Source organism: Paenibacillus sp. FSL R5-0527 (genome assembly GCF_038008055.1).
Taxonomy (GTDB): Bacteria; Bacillota; Bacilli; order Paenibacillales; family Paenibacillaceae; genus Fontibacillus; species Fontibacillus macerans.
This window is the reverse complement of record NZ_JBBOYI010000001.1, coordinates 2,549,438-2,566,121: the sequence shown is the minus strand read 5'-3', so window position 1 is coordinate 2,566,121 and position 16,684 is coordinate 2,549,438. Positions and strand designations below refer to the sequence as shown.

Below are 16,684 nucleotides of genomic sequence, written 5' to 3'. Positions count from 1 at the left end.
GATTAAGACAGCTGTCTTTCGATTTGTTGCTTATGCTGCTTCAGCAGGCTGGCGAAAAACTCGATTTTGTCCTCGTCAAACCGCAAGGAAGGACCGGATATGCTGATCGCCGCGAACGGATACCCTCTTCTGTCCATAATGGGAACACCGACGCCCTTGATTCCGTATTCATGCTCCATGTTGTCTACCGAGTACCCCCTTTTTCTTGATTTGATCAGTTCGGCCCGCATCGCCTCTTTATTAGTGATCGTGTTTTCGGTAAATTGCGTAAAATCGTCCTGCAGCAAGCTTTCGAGTTCGTCGTCCGGCAAAAAAGCCAGCATCGCTTTTCCCGTCGCGGTGCAGTACACTGGAGCCATGACGCCCATCTTGGACGTCTCCATGATCGTGCCGGACGTGCAGGCGTAGTCCAGATAGAGCACCTGTTTATTGTGCAGAATGGCGTAATATACGATTTCGTCCGTTTCGTTGGCGATTTGCTTGATGTGCGGCTGGATGAAGTCTCTTTCGTGCAGGTTGCTGCTGATAATGTTGCTGAGCTTCAGGATATTGAGGCCCAGCTTGTATTTGTTGGTGTGCGGATTTTTGGTCAAATAACCGTGTTTTTCGAAAGTGGATACGATGTTGTGCACATTGCTCTTATACAAACCAAGCTTGTTGCAGATCTCCGTGATGCCCAGCTCCGGCTCGTCAACGGAAAAACACTCCAGCACGTCCAACGCTTTGGATAGGGACTTTACTTTGGATTCTTCCATGGCCTAAGGTCCTCTCTTTTTGTCGACGTTCTATATTAGAGAACGTCGTTCTATTTCTATATCGTCATTATGGAATGCGCTTTCATTCTTGTCAAGGGGGTTTTTCTACTTTATTTCGACAATTTTTCTGTGTACTAGCCTGTTGAAAACTCAGGCGGCGGAAACATAAGGGGAAAAAATGGCGTTATTTCGGCGATATCCCCCATGTTAAGAGAAATAGAGGAAATTTATGTCGCTATTTTCTCGAATCGCAGAGGAATGGGCATTTTTTGCAGCGTTCATGGGAAAATAAGGCCATAAAATTCCGCTAATGGTAATGAACAGGCTAGACTCCGGATAATAAGAACATAAATTTCCGTTATTTGTATGGACGTTTCTGAGACAGCCTGATTTTTACAGCTATTTGGTTCATGCTCGCTGAGCATCCTCGATTCTGGCGCCAAGAACAAATGGAAATCAGCGATACATGGTACTCACCCGCAGATGAACCACGTTATTTAAGAAGCAAGCCGCTAGATCCAGGCAATTCCCCCGCTTCGCCAAATCCACAGCGCTGTGCCCAGCAAGACGAAGACGCCGGCCACCCAAAAAAGCAGCTGAGCGGTGCGGGGGATGTCCTCGGGCGCGAGCTCGCGGGTTTTGTCGCCCATATAAGCGCGGAACGAAACGACGCCGCGGTAGCTGTTTTCGCCGCCCAGCCGCACCCCGAGCGCTCCGGCGACCGCCGCCTCCGGGCGGCCGCTGTTCGGGCTCGGATGCTTCCGTGCGTCGCGGCGCACCGTGCGCCAGGCCCGGGCCGCGTCGAGCCGGAGCGTCCAGGCGGCCGCGATCAGCAGCAGCGCCGTCAGCCGGGCGGGGATAAAGTTGGCGACGTCGTCCAGCCGGGCGGAAGCCCAGCCGAGATCGATGTACTTGTCGTTTTTGTAGCCGACCATCGAATCGAGGGTGTTGACCGCCCGGTAAGCCATCGCCAGCGGGGCCCCGCCCAGCAGCGCGAAAAACAGCGGCGACACCACGGCGTCAACGATGTTTTCCGCGACCGTTTCGACGGCGCCGCGGGTAATTTCCGGCGCATCCAGGTGCGCCGTATCGCGGCCGACGATCATGCCCAGCGATCGCCGGGCCGCGGGGAGGTCGCCGCGCAGCAGGTGGCCGTGCACGTCCATGCCGGCGTCTCGCAGGCCTTTGGCCGCGATCGTCGTCCAGATCAGCGCGGCTTCCGCCAGCGCCGCGAGCCACGGGCTGACCTGGGCCAGGAGCCGCAGCGCGGCCCAGGTCAAGGCAAAGCTGCCGCCGGCGACTAGCAGCGGCAGCAGTACCCCCGCCGCTCGGTAGCGGCGGGGAGGGACGAGGCGGCGGAGCGCCGCCTCGAGCGCGGCGACCGCCTTGCCCATCCCGACGACGGGATGGGGCAGCCAGCGCGGGTCGCCGAGCAGCCGGTCGAGCAAATACGCGACCGGCAACACCCACCACGCCGCCGTCATGGGCGCAGCTCCTGCCCTGTCCCCGGCCCTGTCCCTGCCCCTGCCCCCGTTTCCGCTTCGGCCTCCGCCGCAGCGCGCAGCGACTCGGTCACGGCGGCATACACCAGGCGGCCCACCGTGCCGCCGAGGTCCGTGGCGGTGCCGGCGTACGCGTGCAGCAGCGGCCAGCCGGCCCGCTGGCTCGCGCCGAGCACGACCGCATCGGTCGTGGTGCCGGTGGCCGCAAGACCGTTCTCGGCGTCGCGCACGCCGAGATCCGCGAGCGCGGCCGTTTTCGCCTCCGTCGCCGTGATCACGGCGTTCACCAGCGCCGCCGGCGTCAGCCGCCCGTCCACGGCCAGCATAATATTGATCGTTCCCGGCGTCCAGGAGGCCGGGAACGTCGTCCGCCGCACGCCGGCCCGCGCGGCGTTCCCCGCCCCCGCCGTCGCGCAGCAGAAGACGGCGAAATCTTCGCCGCGCTCCTCCGCCACCGCGGCGTGCCGCAGCTGCACGGCCGTCAGCAATCCGGCCGTCCCTTCCGCCGGATATCCCCACTTGCGCAGCAGCGCCGCAATATCCCGCTGCGGATCGTCGCAACGGTAAGTCCGGTCTACATAGATGTTGACCATCCGCCGTAAAGCCCCGGGCCCGCCGCCAAACACCGAGCTGCCGAGGCTGTCCAGCTCTTCCGGAGCTACCAGCAGCAGATGCCGCTCCCCAAATTGAAGGCGCAGCCCCGGCCATACCTCCGAGTTATAAACGGCTCCCGGTTCCCCCGTCACAAAAGGCATCGTCATACTTTTACTCCTCCCGTTCTCCCATTACCTGCTCCATTTCCCAAACCAGCTTGGCGCAGGCCGCGTCATCCTTGACGGCAACGCGAATATCCCGCGCGGTTAAACCCGGATACATCGCGCAGCTGCGCACCAGCACTCCGCGCCGTCCGAGCGCTTCCTGCATCCGCTTAGCGGTCCAGGGCTCCGGCAGGCGGACGAGCAAAAAGTTCGCTTCCCCCGGCCACGTCCGGCAGCCGAGCCGCCCCAGCGCCTCGCGCAGCCGTTCGCGCTGCCGCTCAACCAGCGCGATCGTCGCCCGTTCATAATCGGCATCCGCCCGCAGACAAACTTCGCCGGCCAAGAGCGCCAGCGTGTTTACGCTCCACGTCACCCGCTTGTCCCGCATCGCCGCGGCCAGCCGTGGATGCGCCGCCGTAAACCCGAGCCGCAGCCCCGGGATCGCGTAAAACTTCGTCATCGAGCGGATGACGATCAGATGAGGGTACGCCTCAAGCTCGGGAAGCAAGGTACAGCGCCGCTCCTCCGGGATAAAATCGATAAACGCTTCGTCCACCGCCACATAGGTGCCGTACGCTTCCCCCGCCTCAGCGAACCGCCGCAGCTCGTCCAAACCGTACTGCACCCCGTTGGGATTGTTCGGCTGCCCGACAAACACCATGTCCGTATCGCGGATCAGCCGCGTCAGCTCGTCCGGGTCGGCCTTGAAATCGCGCTCCTCCGTGCCGAACACCGAAACCACCTCCGCGCCATACCGCTCCGACAAGCTGCGGTATTCCGAAAAGCAGGGCTCGACGATCCCCACTTTTCCCGGAGACAGCGCGAGCAAGGCCAAGGCCATATTTTCCGCGGCCCCGTTGCCGATGACAAACGACGCCTCCGCAAGCCGATAGCGTTCCGACAGCAGCCCGACAAGACGCCGGTGCCCGGGGTCCGGGTAGCGCACCACCTCCGGCAGCGCGTCTCTGAGCGCTTCCAGCAATCCCGGCGGCGGACCGAGCGGGTTGATGTTGGCGCTGAAGTCCGTAAATCCGCCGGCCGCCGCGCCGTATTTAAGCGAGGCCGTTTCCAGATCTCCCCCGTGACCGTAAATTTCCAACACGTCCATCATTCCTCTTTTCATGTTCCGCAAATCCTTCCATTTTCACCAATGCCCTCATTATGAAGTTCCGGCCAGTCTCCGTCAATCCGCAAAAAACGCGGCCGACCGCAAAAAACGATAGGCTGAACTCCGCTGAAACGGTTCTTTGGTTTCAAGGCCGATTGGTTTACAATAGAAGTGAAGCAGTTTTCATAGATTGCGGGAAACGCTCGAACGCCGGGCCGTCCGCAGACGAAAAGTGATAGGGGGAAAGAAACCTAATGTTATTTATCGACAACGAGGGGATTACCGATGCGTCCGTAAACCTGGCCATCGAGGAATACGCCCTCAGACATCTTCCGCTGGAAGACGACAGCTATCTGCTTTTTTATATCAATGCCCCGTCGATCATCATCGGCAAACACCAGAACACGATCGAGGAAATCAACGCCGAATACGTCAAGGAAAACGGCGTGCAGGTCGTTCGCCGGCTTTCCGGGGGCGGAGCGGTATATCACGATCTGGGCAACCTCAATTTCAGCTTCATCACCAAAGATGACGGACAGTCGTTCCACAATTTCCGCAAATTTACCGAGCCTGTCGTGCAGGCGCTCAAATCGCTGGGCGTCAACGCGGAGATGACCGGGCGCAACGACCTGCAGGTCGGGGAGCAAAAGATTTCCGGCAACGCCCAATTTTCCACGCGCGGGCGGATGTTCAGCCACGGCACGCTGATGTTTAATCTGAATTTGGACAACGTGCAGGCTTCGCTTCACGCCAACCCGGAGAAATTCAAATCGAAAAGCACCAAATCCGTGCGCAGCCGGGTCGCCAACATCATTGATTTTCTGGACAAAAAAATGACGATCGAAGAGTTCCGCGCCGAGCTGCTGCGCCATATTTTCGGCATGGAGCCGGAGGCGGTACCGCAATATAAATTGACCGAAAGCGATTGGGCCAAAATCCATGAAATCTCCAACCAGCGCTACAAAAACTGGGACTGGAACTACGGATTGTCGCCGGAATGCAACGTCAAACACGCGAAAAAATTCCCGGTCGGCATCATCGATCTGCGCATGAACATCAAGGACGGGCATATTCAGGAGATCAAGATTTACGGCGATTTCTTCGGCGTCGGTGACGTCGCCGACATCGAGGACAAGCTGCGGGGCATAAAATACGCGGAAGAGGCCGTGCGAACCGCGCTGGCCGGCATCGACATCCAACATTACTTCGGCAATCTGGAATTTGACGACTTTATCGGACTGGTGTTCCTTGAGGAATAGGACGCTTTTAGCAAAATAGAAGGAGAGAAACCATGTACAAACTGATAGCGATCGACATTGACGATACTTTGATCAACGACGACAAGGAGGTGACTCCGGCCACTCAGCAGGCGCTGGAACAAGCGGTGGCAAAAGGCGTTGTCGTCACGCTGGCGACCGGCCGGGCCTACGCTTCCGCGCAGGCGATCGCCCGCCAGACAGGGCTCAATGTGCCGATCATTACGTACCAGGGTTCGCTGATCAAGAATTTGATGGACGAAAAGGTGCTCTACGAGCGGTATGTCCCGAAGGAAGCGGCCCGCAAACTGTTCGAATATTGCATCCGCCGCAATCTGCATCTGCAGACCTACATCGATGACAAGCTGTACGCCCGCGAAGAAAATCAGAAGCTGATCGACTACACGAACCTGAACCGGACCCGCTATTATATCGAACCCGATTTTGAAAAATTGGTCGAACAGCCGACGCCAAAAATGCTGATCATCGACGAGCCCGATTTTCTCGACGAGATTGCCCCGGAGCTTCGCGAGCTGCTGGGCCAAGGCGTGCATATCACGAAATCGAAGCCGAATTTCCTGGAGATCATGCACGAGGAAGGCACCAAAGGCCATGCCCTGAAATTCCTGGCCGGCCATTTCGGCTGCGACCTGTCGCAAACGATCGCCATCGGCGACTCCTGGAACGATCACGAAATGCTCGAAGCCGCCGGACTCGGCGTGGCGATGGGCAACGCCATCCCGGCCCTCAAAAAAATCGCCGATTACGTGACGCTAAGCAACAATGAGGACGGCGTCAAACACGTCATCGACAAGTTCGTGCTGAATCCGGTAGCTCCGGAAGCTTAAATCCGCCCCTAATGAAAGAGGTTATCCTAGTAAAGCGCCGCGCATCCAATACGGCAAAACCAAGGATAACCTCTTTTTGATCTTGTCCGCCTAGCACAACTTCCTCCAAAAATAAGGACATAAAATGTCGCTAATGGAGATCAACATGCCAGGCTTCGGATAATAAGTACATAAATTGCCGCTATTTTGATGGCCGATCATCGGTCATTTCACTAGCTAGTCGTTTTCATTAGCAGGCCATTCCAACAGCCGGTCATTCCACTAGCAGATCGCTCCACTAGCAGGCCGTCCCTAGAGCTTGCCGTCAAGCGCCGCTTCCAGGTTGACCCCTTCTTACCGCTAACGCTGCCCCTCTTCAAAATTCCAATTCGATTATTCGCCAAGCCATACGCTCATCCCCGTTCTCGCAAACGCTACGCCGGCCGGCAAGCCGTAATCGCGGCGGAGGTCGATATCGTGGGACATGTGGGTGAACAGCGTCCGCTTCGGCCGGGTTTCGCGCAGCAGCTCCAGCGCTTCGGTGACGTCATATACCGATCTGGTGGAAAATTCGGCCTCTTCCCGGTAAAAGCTCGTGCCCAGCACCAGCAGATCCAAACCGTGCAGCGGGGCACGCTGTTCCTCGGGCAAAGCGATCGAATCGGAGCAGTACGCCCAGGCGAAGCCGTTTTTCTCGAAGCGGTACGCGTACGAAAACCCGTTTTTGCCGTGAAACACCTTCCAGCCGCGGATTTGCCATCCGCCGAGGGTGATCCCGTCATCCGCCGCATGCATATCGAGATTTCCGCCCAGCCAGGGGTACTGCCGGACGATCATGTCCAGCACCTCACGCGGCGCGTACAGCTGCCCTCTCCGGTTCAACCAGCGGCAGGCGTCGGCCCATTCCGGCAGCCCGCCGATATGGTCAAAATGGGCGTGAGTCACCAAAATCCGCTCGGCAAAACGCTGGCCTCTCCGCTCCATTCCCGTCCGCCAATCCGGGCCGCAGTCGATCAGAAAGCTCCCTTCTTCCCCCTCGACCGAGACGAGCGAACGGTACCTCCGATTGACGCCCGAGCTTCGGGCCTCCCCGCAAACCTCGCATTCGCAATATACTCTCGGAACCCCCATCGCGTCGCCGGTGCCGATAAATACAAGCTGATCCATGCAGGAGTCCGCTCCTTTCCAGCTAAATTTCCATACCCCCATTTTATCCCTTTCGATATATTCGCAACAAGCAAAAACGCCTTTTTTTATGCCGGGTAGTGGAAATCGACCTTACGGGCCGTGCGGCAATATCGTAAAATAAACCATGTCCCTTTCGAAGGAAATAACTATAAATGGTACAGAGCAGACTTGAATGCTAAAATAAAACAGAAATCATTAACGAGAAGAGTGAAAGCAGTGAGAATAGGATTTTTGGATTCCGGGATCGGCGGGATTACCGTGCTTCACCAGGCGCTGCGGCTGCTGCCGAACGAGGATTACATCTTTTATGCGGATACCTTGCACGTCCCGTACGGCGAAAAACCGAAGGAAGAAGTTAAAGAGTATATTTTTGATGCGGTGGACTTTATTGTGGGCCAAGGCGTGAAGGCGCTGGTCGTGGCCTGCAACACGGCGACCTGCATCGCGATCGAGGATCTCCGCCGGAAATACGATCTTCCGATCGTGGGCATAGAACCAGCCGTAAAACCCGCGGTACAAAAATGGGAGGGACGGCGGAAAAAAGTTTTGGTGCTGGCGACACAGTTAACGCTGAACGAGGAAAAGTTCCATAATCTAGTCAAAAGAATCGACCATGAGGACATCGTGGAGAGTTTGCCTCTTCCGGGTTTGGTCCGTTTTGCGGAGAAGTTCGAATTCGCCGAAGAGGTCGCCGTGCCCTATTTAAAAGAACAATTGTCTCCCCTGGATCTTACCCAGTATGGAACCGTTGTTCTGGGTTGCACGCATTTCCCTTATTTCGAAAATAGCCTTAGACAGCTGTTTCCGCCGGAAGTGGACATCATTTCGGGGAGTTTCGGAACCGCCAAAAACTTAAAACGCATCCTCGAAGCAAGAGGGCAATTGCACGAAGGTACGGGCGATATCGTGTTTTACCAGTCCGGCGCGAAAGTCGAAGATCAGGAAACGTTGACGAATTACAAAAATTTGCTGGCCATGCTGGACGAATTATATTACCATCCGAAACATGTCTGATTACCGAAAAGCGCGAGCCGTCAGGGTTATCCCCTTGCGCTCGCGCTCTTTTTGTGTCTATGCCCCATCCGGCCGGCGGCTACCGCCCCAGCAAATCCAAAGAGATTGTATGCAAAAGCGGCTTTCCTTCCGGCGCTCCGCCCGCCGGTTCGATCGTAAGCTCCAGGTTGTCGGCGTCGCTTAATGTTTTGTCCTTGACGTAAAGATGGGCCCGGTTGGCGTGATACTGCAAGAGGCCCAGGCTGTCGCGCATGCCCTCCTTGACGATCCATACCCTTACCAGTTGATTTTTATCCGGGACGAGCCCGCCGACCAGCATCAGCATCTCCCGGGAATCGGCATTATACCAAACCATGCCGCCATCCTGCTCCAGCCGCCCCATATCGATCTGATAAGATATCGTCCCCGGCTTGGACATTACCGGCAGCGCCTCGGGCTCATAGGTTTGTACATAGCGGTCCCACTTAGCATCCGGCTGCGTCAAGCGGCCGATACCAACCCCCATCCCAATCAGCACCATCAAAACAGCGGCAAACGATACCGTCCATTTCCAGCGGTGCGCAAAAAAACGGGAAACGCCGATCCGCCACCCGGTCATTTGTACCCGAAGGCGCAGTTTTCTGCGGATCGAGTCGGAAGGGACCTTGGCCGGCAGACCGTAATCTTCGCCGGCGTACGCCAGAGCATAAGCCGGTTCTTTCGTCTTATCCGCGGCGTCTTGGCCGCCGCCGCGAATATCCAAAATTTCTTCCCAGCGCCGCTTATGCTCAAGGCAGACCGCGCAGGAGGTTAAATGAGCCGCCATCTCCGAACGTTTCACCGCCGCCAGCGAGCCCAGCAGCCAGTCGATCCACTCTTGCTCCGAATACAAGCGGACGCAGGTACCCGGGTCGTCCTCTTTCCGTTTCGCCGCGCTGGTGCTAGGATCGATGTGTCGTCCGATCATGCGGATTCCCTCCCTCCAGTTGGTCTACCCAGCCCTGTTTTTCCAATTGCTTGCGCAAATTGTGCAGCCCGTACCGGACCCACGATTTCACCGTGCCGATCGGCACGCTCCAGGCCTCCGACATTTGGCGCTGGGTCTGCAGCGCGTAATAGGAGCCCATGATCGCTTTTTTCTGCGGCTCCGGCAGCGTATAAATCGCGGTGCGGATCGCTTCGCGCTCCAGCCTGGACAACACCTCGTCTTCGCCCGAACCGCCGGCCCCTTCCGTTTTCCGCTGCAGCGCCTCATCCCCAGGGTACTCCAACCGTGCCTTGCGCCGCATCCGGTCGAGGCTGCGGCTTCGCGTCATGACGGCCAGCCATGCCTTGATCGAGCCGCGGGCCGGATCGTAATCTTTGCCTCGGCGGAGCACTTCGATGAATACTTCGTGGCAAACATCCTCGGCTTCCATCCGTTCTCCGACCAAACGGCTGGCCACCTGCATCACAAATGGAGAAAACTCAGCGTAAAACGCATCAAACGCTTGCACCGAACCGCCGCACATCTCGCGCAGGCGCCGCGTCATCTCTTCATTTTGCAGGTCCATTCCCTTCCCTCCCGCAAGTTGTTCTCCTCTTCCTATTTAATTTTCGTTTTACCAAAAACGCTTCCTTTTGAAAACCCTAATTTTTTTTCGGCTCAAAACCGAGATCATTGCTTGACGAAATAAATGATGACTTTAGGCGGCTGTCCTGAGGGGCTGTCTATAGCGTTCGTGTCTTGGTGTCTTTGCCTGCTGCCTGCCTTTGCACGATTATCCCCTTCATTCAGGAGCAGGGACCAGGGGGTGGGGGCTAGAGCAAGGGTTCCAAAAAAATAGAAGAAAAAAACAAAAAAGATGAGGAAAAAATGAGGCGGTTCAGATGAGATTTTCGGCTTGATAAGGGAACATACGTTTGCTATAATGTAATAAATGGAACCTATGTTCGTACATTCTTGATTCGGGGGCGAGCGGATATGGAAGCCAATACGGGAACGGAACTTCAACCATTGAGCAGCCGTTTTAACAGCGAGCAGGACTGCATGGAGGCGTTGATCGCGATGAAATGGCCAAGCGGCTTCGTCTGCCCGCGCTGCGCTCACACCCGGTGCAACCGTCTGACTTCCCGGCATATCCCCTTATTTGAGTGCGGAAAGTGCAAGCATCAAACATCGCCTTTGGTTGGCACGATTTTTGAAGGAACGCATCTCCCCTTGGTGAAGTGGTTTCAGGCGCTGGAGTTGTTCCTGCTGGAGGGCGGCATCTCGGCGCTGCGGCTGAGCAAGGTGATCCAGGTCACCTACAAGACCGCCTGGTTAGTGCTACACAAAATACGTCATGCCGCCGGGGAGTTCGATGCCCGGGAGCTGCTCTCTGGAGACGTGAAGGTGAACAGCGATCAGTATGGGCGTAATCCGTCCCGGTGTCAGCTTTCGCATCCGTACGCCTCGGCGGTCGTAGCCGGCTGCACGGTCACGGAGTCGGGCGAGCCGGAGCAGGTCAAAATCCGCCTGTTGCCGCATAAGCGGGGAGGCGAAAAAAGGGCGAACCGTCACGAACTCGATGCGTTCATCAACGGGCATGTGGATGTCCGTACATCGACGGTGCAGTCCTTCCCTCTGGCCTTTCGGCTGTACACTCCCTTGCGGAAAGTGGTGAGAGAGGCGTGGGAATCGCTGAAAAGTACGTATGGAGCCTTGGGACTGAAACATCTGCAGGCGTACCTGAACGAGTACACCGTACGCCGCCGGCTGCGCCTGTCCGAAGCGGAAGAAACGATGCGGCAGCAGTTGCTGCACATGTGTGAGGCGGTGCAGGTGCTTCCCTACCGCCGGCTAATCGCGGGCCAACCGAATCAGCCCCTTGCGGCTGCAGCCTGATAGAAATGCTTGAACGGTACAGACGATGCGGCAAACGGATTTCAGGCTGCAGCAAGATCACGGTCTTTTCATTTTTCCCGGTGTCTCGCCCTATCCCTCCTGTCAGATCTGCTTCACTTCTCCTAAACCTTCATCCCCAAAACCTGTCTAATGATCTCGAACATAACTGCTTCTCCCGAACATTGCTTCTCCTAGACATATCTGCTTCTCCTAAACACATATCTACTTTTCGCAAATATATCTCCTTCACCTGAAGTTATCTTCTTCCCTGCTTCCTGATCAAACGGGATAATCGTGCAAAGCGTCCTGACAACGGATGTTGATTTGCCTTCAACGCTCTTCCGCCATTTCTTACCACAATCGGTTGCCTGCTTGATTGTCAAACACTGATTATTAGGTTGAGTTTTTTTCCCGGCGAATAAATCCAACCCGTTTTCCCGTTCGTATCCTTAATGAAATAACATTTTAACCATAGGGGGATCAAAGAGATGCTTCTATTTTTTCGAAAAGCGTCGCTGACGCTGCTCATCTTGTTTACCGCGCTCGGGGGCAGCGCTCTGACCGGCCCGGGCAAAGCTTCCGCAGCCGGCTCGCTGGAGCTGTACACCCCGTATCTCGAGTGGTCGGCCGCTCCCGGCGAAACCGTCTCTTATTCGATCGACCTCGTCAACCACGGGTCGTCCACCACTTCCGCCAGCCTGTCGCTGGAGACCGCGCACAAGGACTGGACCTATGACATGTCCGCAGGCGGGCGGGCCATTTCCCGGCTTGCCGTAAAACCCGGAGAATCGCAAACTTTTACCCTGGACTTGGAAGTGCCGCTGAAGGTCGATAAGGGCCGTTACGCCTTTAATTTGAAAGCCGATCAGACTACGCTTCCGCTCGTCGTCAACGTCTCGGAGCAAGGCACCTTCAAAACGGAGCTGACCTTGGATCAAGCGAACATGGAGGGCCATTCCGACTCCACGTTTACGTACAGCGCGGTGCTGCGGAACCGGACGACGCAAAAACAAACCTACGCCTTAACCGCCCAGGCCGAGCAAGGCTGGGACGTCCGGTTCAAAGCGGATTCCAACAGTGTGACCTCCGTGGAAGTCGAACCGAACGCGGAAAAAACGATCTCGATCGAGGTCAAGCCGCCGGAGCAAATCAAAGCCGGCACGTACGACATCCCGATCGCGGCCGCCAGCGGCGACTCGACGGCGAACGCAAGCATCGAAGCGGTCGTTACCGGTACCTACGATATGAAGTTTACGACATCCAATGAAGTCCTCAGCACGGATGTTAGAGCGGGCTCCGAACGCAAGCTGACGTTTGTGGTGCAAAACACCGGTTCGGCCGATCTGCAGGATCTTTCTTTTTCGTCGAGCGCGCCAACCGACTGGGAGGTTTCCTTTGAACCGTCCGCGATCAATGCCATCGCCCCTGGGGAGAGCAAGCAGGTCCAGGCCACGATCAAATCGAGCGAAAAAGCGCTGGCCGGAGACTACGTCGTCAGCCTGACCGCTTCTTCCGCCAATAAAAGCGCGAACGCCGATCTGCGGGTGACGGTGAAATCGTCCGTATTATGGGGATGGGTGGGAGTTCTCATCATACTGGCCGTCTGCGCGGGGATTTACTATTTGTTCCGGAAATACGGGAGAAGATAAACGATGGTGACCGGCATGAATCCCACAGCGGTTGCCGCCGATGATCAACCTGTCGTGCAGCTCAGCCAGTTAACCAAGAAATACGGAGAAGCCACCGCCGTAGACCACCTCGACCTGAGCATTTCGCGCGGGGAAATTTTCGGATTGCTTGGCCCGAACGGCGCCGGCAAAACGACAACGATCCTCATGATGCTGGGGCTGACCGAGCCGACTTCCGGGCACGCCCGGATTTGCGGCCTCGATCCGACCCGTGAAGCGCTCCGCGTAAAACGGATTGTCGGCTACCTCCCTGACGACATCGGCTTTTATGAGGACCGAACCGCGCTGGACAATTTGGTATACACCGCCAGACTAAACGGAATTCCGGAAAAAGAAGCCGTCCGGCGGGCCGGAGAGCTGCTGGAGAAAACCGGCCTTACCGCACACAGCGGCAAAAAGGTCGGGGCGTTCTCCCGCGGGATGCGGCAGCGTCTGGGACTGGCCGACGTTTTGATCAAAAACCCGGAGGTCATCATCCTCGACGAACCGACGCTCGGCATCGACCCGGAAGGGGTCCGCGAGCTGCTGGGGCTGATCTCCTCGCTGAGCCGCGACGAGAAGCTGACGGTGCTGTTGTCTTCGCACCATTTGCATCAGGTCCAGCAAATCTGCGACCGGGTTGGCCTGTTCGTTCAGGGCAAGCTGATTGCCGTGGGCGATATCCAAACGTTGTCGAAGCAGCTGGACGAAGACGGCAAAACCTACATCGAGGTCGGCACCAAAACCTGGCCGGAAGCGCTCGCGGACCAAATCAAGCAGCTGGACGGGGTGCAGGAAATCCGTTATCCGGAGGCGGGTGGCGCGGAGCATGACCAAGGCGTTACCGCGACGGTCGTCTGCAGCCGCGACCTAACGGCGCAAATCGCCGAAACCGTCATCCGCGCCGAAGCGGAGCTCGTGTATATCCGGCGCAAAGAGTATGGTTTGGATGACATTTACCATCGATACTTCGAAAGGAGAGGAGAGCGATGATGCCTAAGGGCAAGATGGCGTGGAACCTTTCCTCCATGAAGGAAACGCTGCATCTGAAAGACATACGGAAGCGGATGCAAAAAACGCTGCATGAGCTTCTTCCCCGCCGCGATGCGGAAGACGGAAGCGGCGCCCGGGTGCGCTCCTCTTCCTCGTTTTGGGTGATGGTGCAAAAAGAAATCGGCGATCATCTCCACAGCTGGAGGTTCGGCATCCTGATGGGGATCATCGTCCTGGCCTGCATCGGCTCGATTTATTCGGCGGTCACCGCGATCGCCGGCGGCAGCGCCACTAGCGACAGCGGGGGCGGAGACACCTTTTTGTTCCTGAAAATGTACACGCTGACCAGTTCCTCTCTGGCGGTGCCGTCCTTTGCCACCTTCCTGTCCTGGCTGGGGCCGCTGATCGGCATTACGCTCGGGTTCGACGCCGTCAATTCCGAGCGGAACAAGGGCACCTTGGGCCGGCTGTTGTCGCAGCCGATCTACCGGGACGATTTTATCAAAGCCAAGTTTGTGTCATCCCTATTCATGATCGGGATCGTGGTGTTTTCGCTTGGATTTCTGGTGATGGGGCTGGGCCTGATGACGATCGGGTATCCGCCGACGCCGGAGGAATTCGGGCGAATCCTCATCTTCCTGCTGATCGCGGTCGTCTATATCGGCTTCTGGCTGTGCCTGTCGATCTTGTTCTCGATCCGCTTCCGCCAGGCGGCCACCTCGGCGCTTTCTTCGATCGCTGTCTGGCTGTTCTTCACGATTTTTTACAGCATGATCATCAATATGATCGACAGCGCCACGGCCGTTTCGCAAATGGCGGCGGCGGACGTGCAGCTGCGGCAAATGAACTTTGTCCTGACGCTGAACCGGCTGTCCCCGACGGAGCTGTTTTCGGAGACGATCACAACGATGCTCTCCCCCGGCGTCCGCTCGCTGGGGCCGCTGACGATGGATCAGCTCATCGGGGCGATCGCCAGCCCGTTGTCGCTGGGGCAAAGCCTGCTGCTGATCTGGCCGCAGCTCACCGGTTTGCTCGCCGCCACGATGATCTGCTTCGGCCTGTCCTACGTGCTGTTCATGCGCCAGGAAGTGCGTTCGAGAGTGTAAATTTTGGAACAGATAGATTTGAAATAGATAGATTTGGAGTAGAGGTGTTTGGAGTAGAGGTGTTTGGAGTGTGCGGGAAACTTTGGTGCGGAATATTCAAAATAGAAATGGCGGCTTAAAAACACGCGGTTTCCGGGCAAATAGGCGGCCCCACACCGGCTTCTTAACGGGTGTGGGGCCGTCTATTTGTGCCTGCTAGGCGGGCAGGGTACGACGCCTGATTGGAAATATCCAATAGATTAGAAACTGAACGGAAAATACAGCAACTAGATTGGATATTTCCAATAGATGGGCTCGGCAAGATAATAAAACGGACAATTTGAGCGAATTCTATTGGATATTTCCAATGAGAGATCAATTTGTCGTTTGATATCCGCCAATCTATTGGATTTCTCCAATGGAATAATGTCAGATAATGACGCTAAGCGGGTTGCCTTTCAGCGGGTTTTCCAAGATCCAGCTGCGCTCGTCATTGAACAGATAAGCCCGGTGGACGAGCACGCGCACCTCTTGCCCGGGTTTCAGCGTCTCTTTTTCCAGCGAGCGGAAGGTCGTTAAAGTGTGGCCCCCGACTTCAACTTCCACCAGCCATTCGCTGCCGCGGAAATGCAGGTGCTTCACGATCCCCGGAGCCGTAGCGGAAAGCAGCGTAAACTCATGTTCGGCTCCCACCTCGATGTATTCCGGCCGGATCAGCGCACGCGTCCCGGGTCCGCCGCTTTCTTCCTCAAACCCTTTGAGGTCGGCCGCCCGCTCGACCAAAGTCGATTGCCCGATAAACGAGGCGACAAACGGGGTTTGCGGCTCCTTGTAAATATCCCAGGGCGTGCCTTTTTGCTCGAGGCGTCCCTGGTTAATGATCATGATTTCATCAGCCACTTCGATCGCTTCGTCCTGGTCGTGGGTGACGAAAATGGACGTAATGCCAACCCGCTCGATCAGCTCCCGCAGCCAGGAACGGAGCTCCTGGCGGATTTTCGCGTCGATTGCCGCAAACGGCTCGTCAAGCAGGAGCAGCTGCGGCTGGGGTGCCAAAGCGCGGGCAAAAGCGACCCGCTGCCGCTGCCCGCCGGACAGCTGATGCGGATAACGGCTCTCAAAGCCCTTGAGCCCGGTCAGCTCGACAAGCTCCATCACCCTGCCCCGCACCTCCGCTTTAGGTGCTTTTTTAACCTGCAGGCCAAAGGCAATATTATCAAAAACGGTCATATGCTTAAATAAAGCGTAACTTTGGAATACGAAACCGATGCCCCGTTCCTGGGGAGCGAGTTCGTTCACCCGTTTTCCATGAAACAGAATCTCCCCCGCATCCGGCTGCTCCAGTCCGGCCAGCATCCGCAAAATCGACGTTTTGCCGCCGCCGCTGGGCCCCAGCAAACCGATCAGCTGCCCCTTCTCGATCCCGAAGCTGACATTTTGTACGGCATGAAAAGCGCCGAAATGTTTATCCAGATTTCGTACTTCAACATGCATGTAAAGCCACATCCTTTCCAGATTCCGCAAGCCACCCGTGCCGTCAAACCGTTTCCCGAAAAAACATGAACCCCTTCATTATGTCTATTCTGATGTAAATACTCGGCTTTATATATATGGATAGATTACCAAACCCCTGGCCTTCCGTCAATCCGTAAATGGGCTAAGGCCAAGCGCTATGAGAAACATTTT

The 16,684-nt window shown here is 56.6% G+C and carries 15 protein-coding genes; 7 read left to right on the top strand and 8 right to left on the bottom strand.

The annotated features are described in order from the left end of the window. Window positions 1-2 precede the first annotated feature (2 nt). The 4 genes from NYE69_RS11260 to cobD all read right to left on the bottom strand — a co-directional run bounded on the left by NYE69_RS11260 (window position 3) and on the right by cobD (window position 4,138). Window positions 3-755 carry an IclR family transcriptional regulator gene (locus NYE69_RS11260; protein ID WP_340926242.1) on the bottom strand — a complete coding sequence of 251 codons (753 nt, stop codon included), beginning with the start codon at window positions 753-755 and terminating at the stop codon, window positions 3-5. 512 nt (window positions 756-1,267) lie between these two features. Then, entirely contained in the window at window positions 1,268-2,239 is a 972-nt protein-coding gene (cbiB, locus tag NYE69_RS11255; protein ID WP_340926240.1) for an adenosylcobinamide-phosphate synthase CbiB, read from the bottom strand. Continuing rightward, a complete protein-coding gene (locus tag NYE69_RS11250) occupies window positions 2,236-3,018 on the bottom strand; it encodes an adenosylcobinamide amidohydrolase (RefSeq protein WP_340926238.1) in 783 nt (260 codons plus the stop codon). The genes cbiB and NYE69_RS11250 overlap by 4 nt, the downstream gene beginning before the upstream one ends. A gap of 4 nt (window positions 3,019-3,022) precedes the next feature. Next, window positions 3,023-4,138, bottom strand: a complete 1,116-nt coding sequence (gene cobD, locus NYE69_RS11245; protein ID WP_340926237.1) for a threonine-phosphate decarboxylase CobD — start codon at window positions 4,136-4,138, stop codon at window positions 3,023-3,025. Window positions 4,139-4,377: 239 nt separating this feature from the next. Between cobD and NYE69_RS11240 the strand changes: the two genes are divergently transcribed. Next, the gene (locus tag NYE69_RS11240) at window positions 4,378-5,382 is read left to right on the top strand and encodes a lipoate--protein ligase (protein WP_340926234.1); all 1,005 of its coding nucleotides are present in this window, start codon (window positions 4,378-4,380) and stop codon (window positions 5,380-5,382) included. Window positions 5,383-5,414: 32 nt separating this feature from the next. Continuing rightward, window positions 5,415-6,227, top strand: a complete 813-nt coding sequence (locus NYE69_RS11235) for a Cof-type HAD-IIB family hydrolase (RefSeq protein WP_340926232.1) — start codon at window positions 5,415-5,417, stop codon at window positions 6,225-6,227. Window positions 6,228-6,599: 372 nt separating this feature from the next. Here NYE69_RS11235 and NYE69_RS11230 read toward each other — a convergent pair whose 3' ends face one another. After that, window positions 6,600-7,373 carry an MBL fold metallo-hydrolase gene (locus NYE69_RS11230; RefSeq protein WP_340926229.1) on the bottom strand — a complete coding sequence of 258 codons (774 nt, stop codon included), beginning with the start codon at window positions 7,371-7,373 and terminating at the stop codon, window positions 6,600-6,602. Between the two features lie 237 nt (window positions 7,374-7,610). On the opposite strand from NYE69_RS11230, the gene murI reads away from it, so the two are divergent. Further along, the gene (gene murI, locus NYE69_RS11225) at window positions 7,611-8,408 is read left to right on the top strand and encodes a glutamate racemase (RefSeq protein ID WP_340926227.1); all 798 of its coding nucleotides are present in this window, start codon (window positions 7,611-7,613) and stop codon (window positions 8,406-8,408) included. 79 nt (window positions 8,409-8,487) lie between these two features. Here the strand turns inward: murI and NYE69_RS11220 are convergent, their stop codons facing one another. Together NYE69_RS11220 and NYE69_RS11215 are read right to left on the bottom strand one after the other, a co-directional pair. Continuing rightward, the gene (locus tag NYE69_RS11220) at window positions 8,488-9,354 is read right to left on the bottom strand and encodes an anti-sigma factor (RefSeq protein ID WP_340926225.1); all 867 of its coding nucleotides are present in this window, start codon (window positions 9,352-9,354) and stop codon (window positions 8,488-8,490) included. Further along, window positions 9,329-9,940: an RNA polymerase sigma factor gene (locus tag NYE69_RS11215; protein ID WP_340926223.1), complete on the bottom strand. Its 612-nt coding sequence runs from the start codon at window positions 9,938-9,940 to the stop codon at window positions 9,329-9,331. The genes NYE69_RS11220 and NYE69_RS11215 overlap by 26 nt, the downstream gene beginning before the upstream one ends. Window positions 9,941-10,350: 410 nt before the next feature. Here NYE69_RS11215 and NYE69_RS11210 point away from each other — a divergent pair, with 410 nt between their 5' ends. The 4 genes from NYE69_RS11210 to NYE69_RS11195 all read left to right on the top strand — a co-directional run bounded on the left by NYE69_RS11210 (window position 10,351) and on the right by NYE69_RS11195 (window position 15,019). After that, complete coding sequence (locus tag NYE69_RS11210) at window positions 10,351-11,253, top strand: IS1595 family transposase (RefSeq protein WP_340926222.1); 903 nt, start codon at window positions 10,351-10,353, stop codon at window positions 11,251-11,253. Window positions 11,254-11,741: 488 nt separating this feature from the next. Continuing rightward, window positions 11,742-12,902 carry a COG1470 family protein gene (locus tag NYE69_RS11205; protein WP_340926221.1) on the top strand — a complete coding sequence of 387 codons (1,161 nt, stop codon included), beginning with the start codon at window positions 11,742-11,744 and terminating at the stop codon, window positions 12,900-12,902. A gap of 3 nt (window positions 12,903-12,905) precedes the next feature. Next, complete coding sequence (locus tag NYE69_RS11200; protein WP_328272024.1) at window positions 12,906-13,913, top strand: ABC transporter ATP-binding protein; 1,008 nt, start codon at window positions 12,906-12,908, stop codon at window positions 13,911-13,913. Further along, window positions 13,910-15,019, top strand: a complete 1,110-nt coding sequence (locus NYE69_RS11195) for an ABC transporter permease (RefSeq protein ID WP_340926218.1) — start codon at window positions 13,910-13,912, stop codon at window positions 15,017-15,019. Before NYE69_RS11200 ends, NYE69_RS11195 begins: the two co-directional genes overlap by 4 nt. A 408-nt stretch (window positions 15,020-15,427) precedes the next feature. Here the strand turns inward: NYE69_RS11195 and NYE69_RS11190 are convergent, their stop codons facing one another. After that, the gene (locus tag NYE69_RS11190; protein WP_340926217.1) at window positions 15,428-16,492 is read right to left on the bottom strand and encodes a sulfate/molybdate ABC transporter ATP-binding protein; all 1,065 of its coding nucleotides are present in this window, start codon (window positions 16,490-16,492) and stop codon (window positions 15,428-15,430) included. Window positions 16,493-16,684 lie beyond the last annotated feature (192 nt).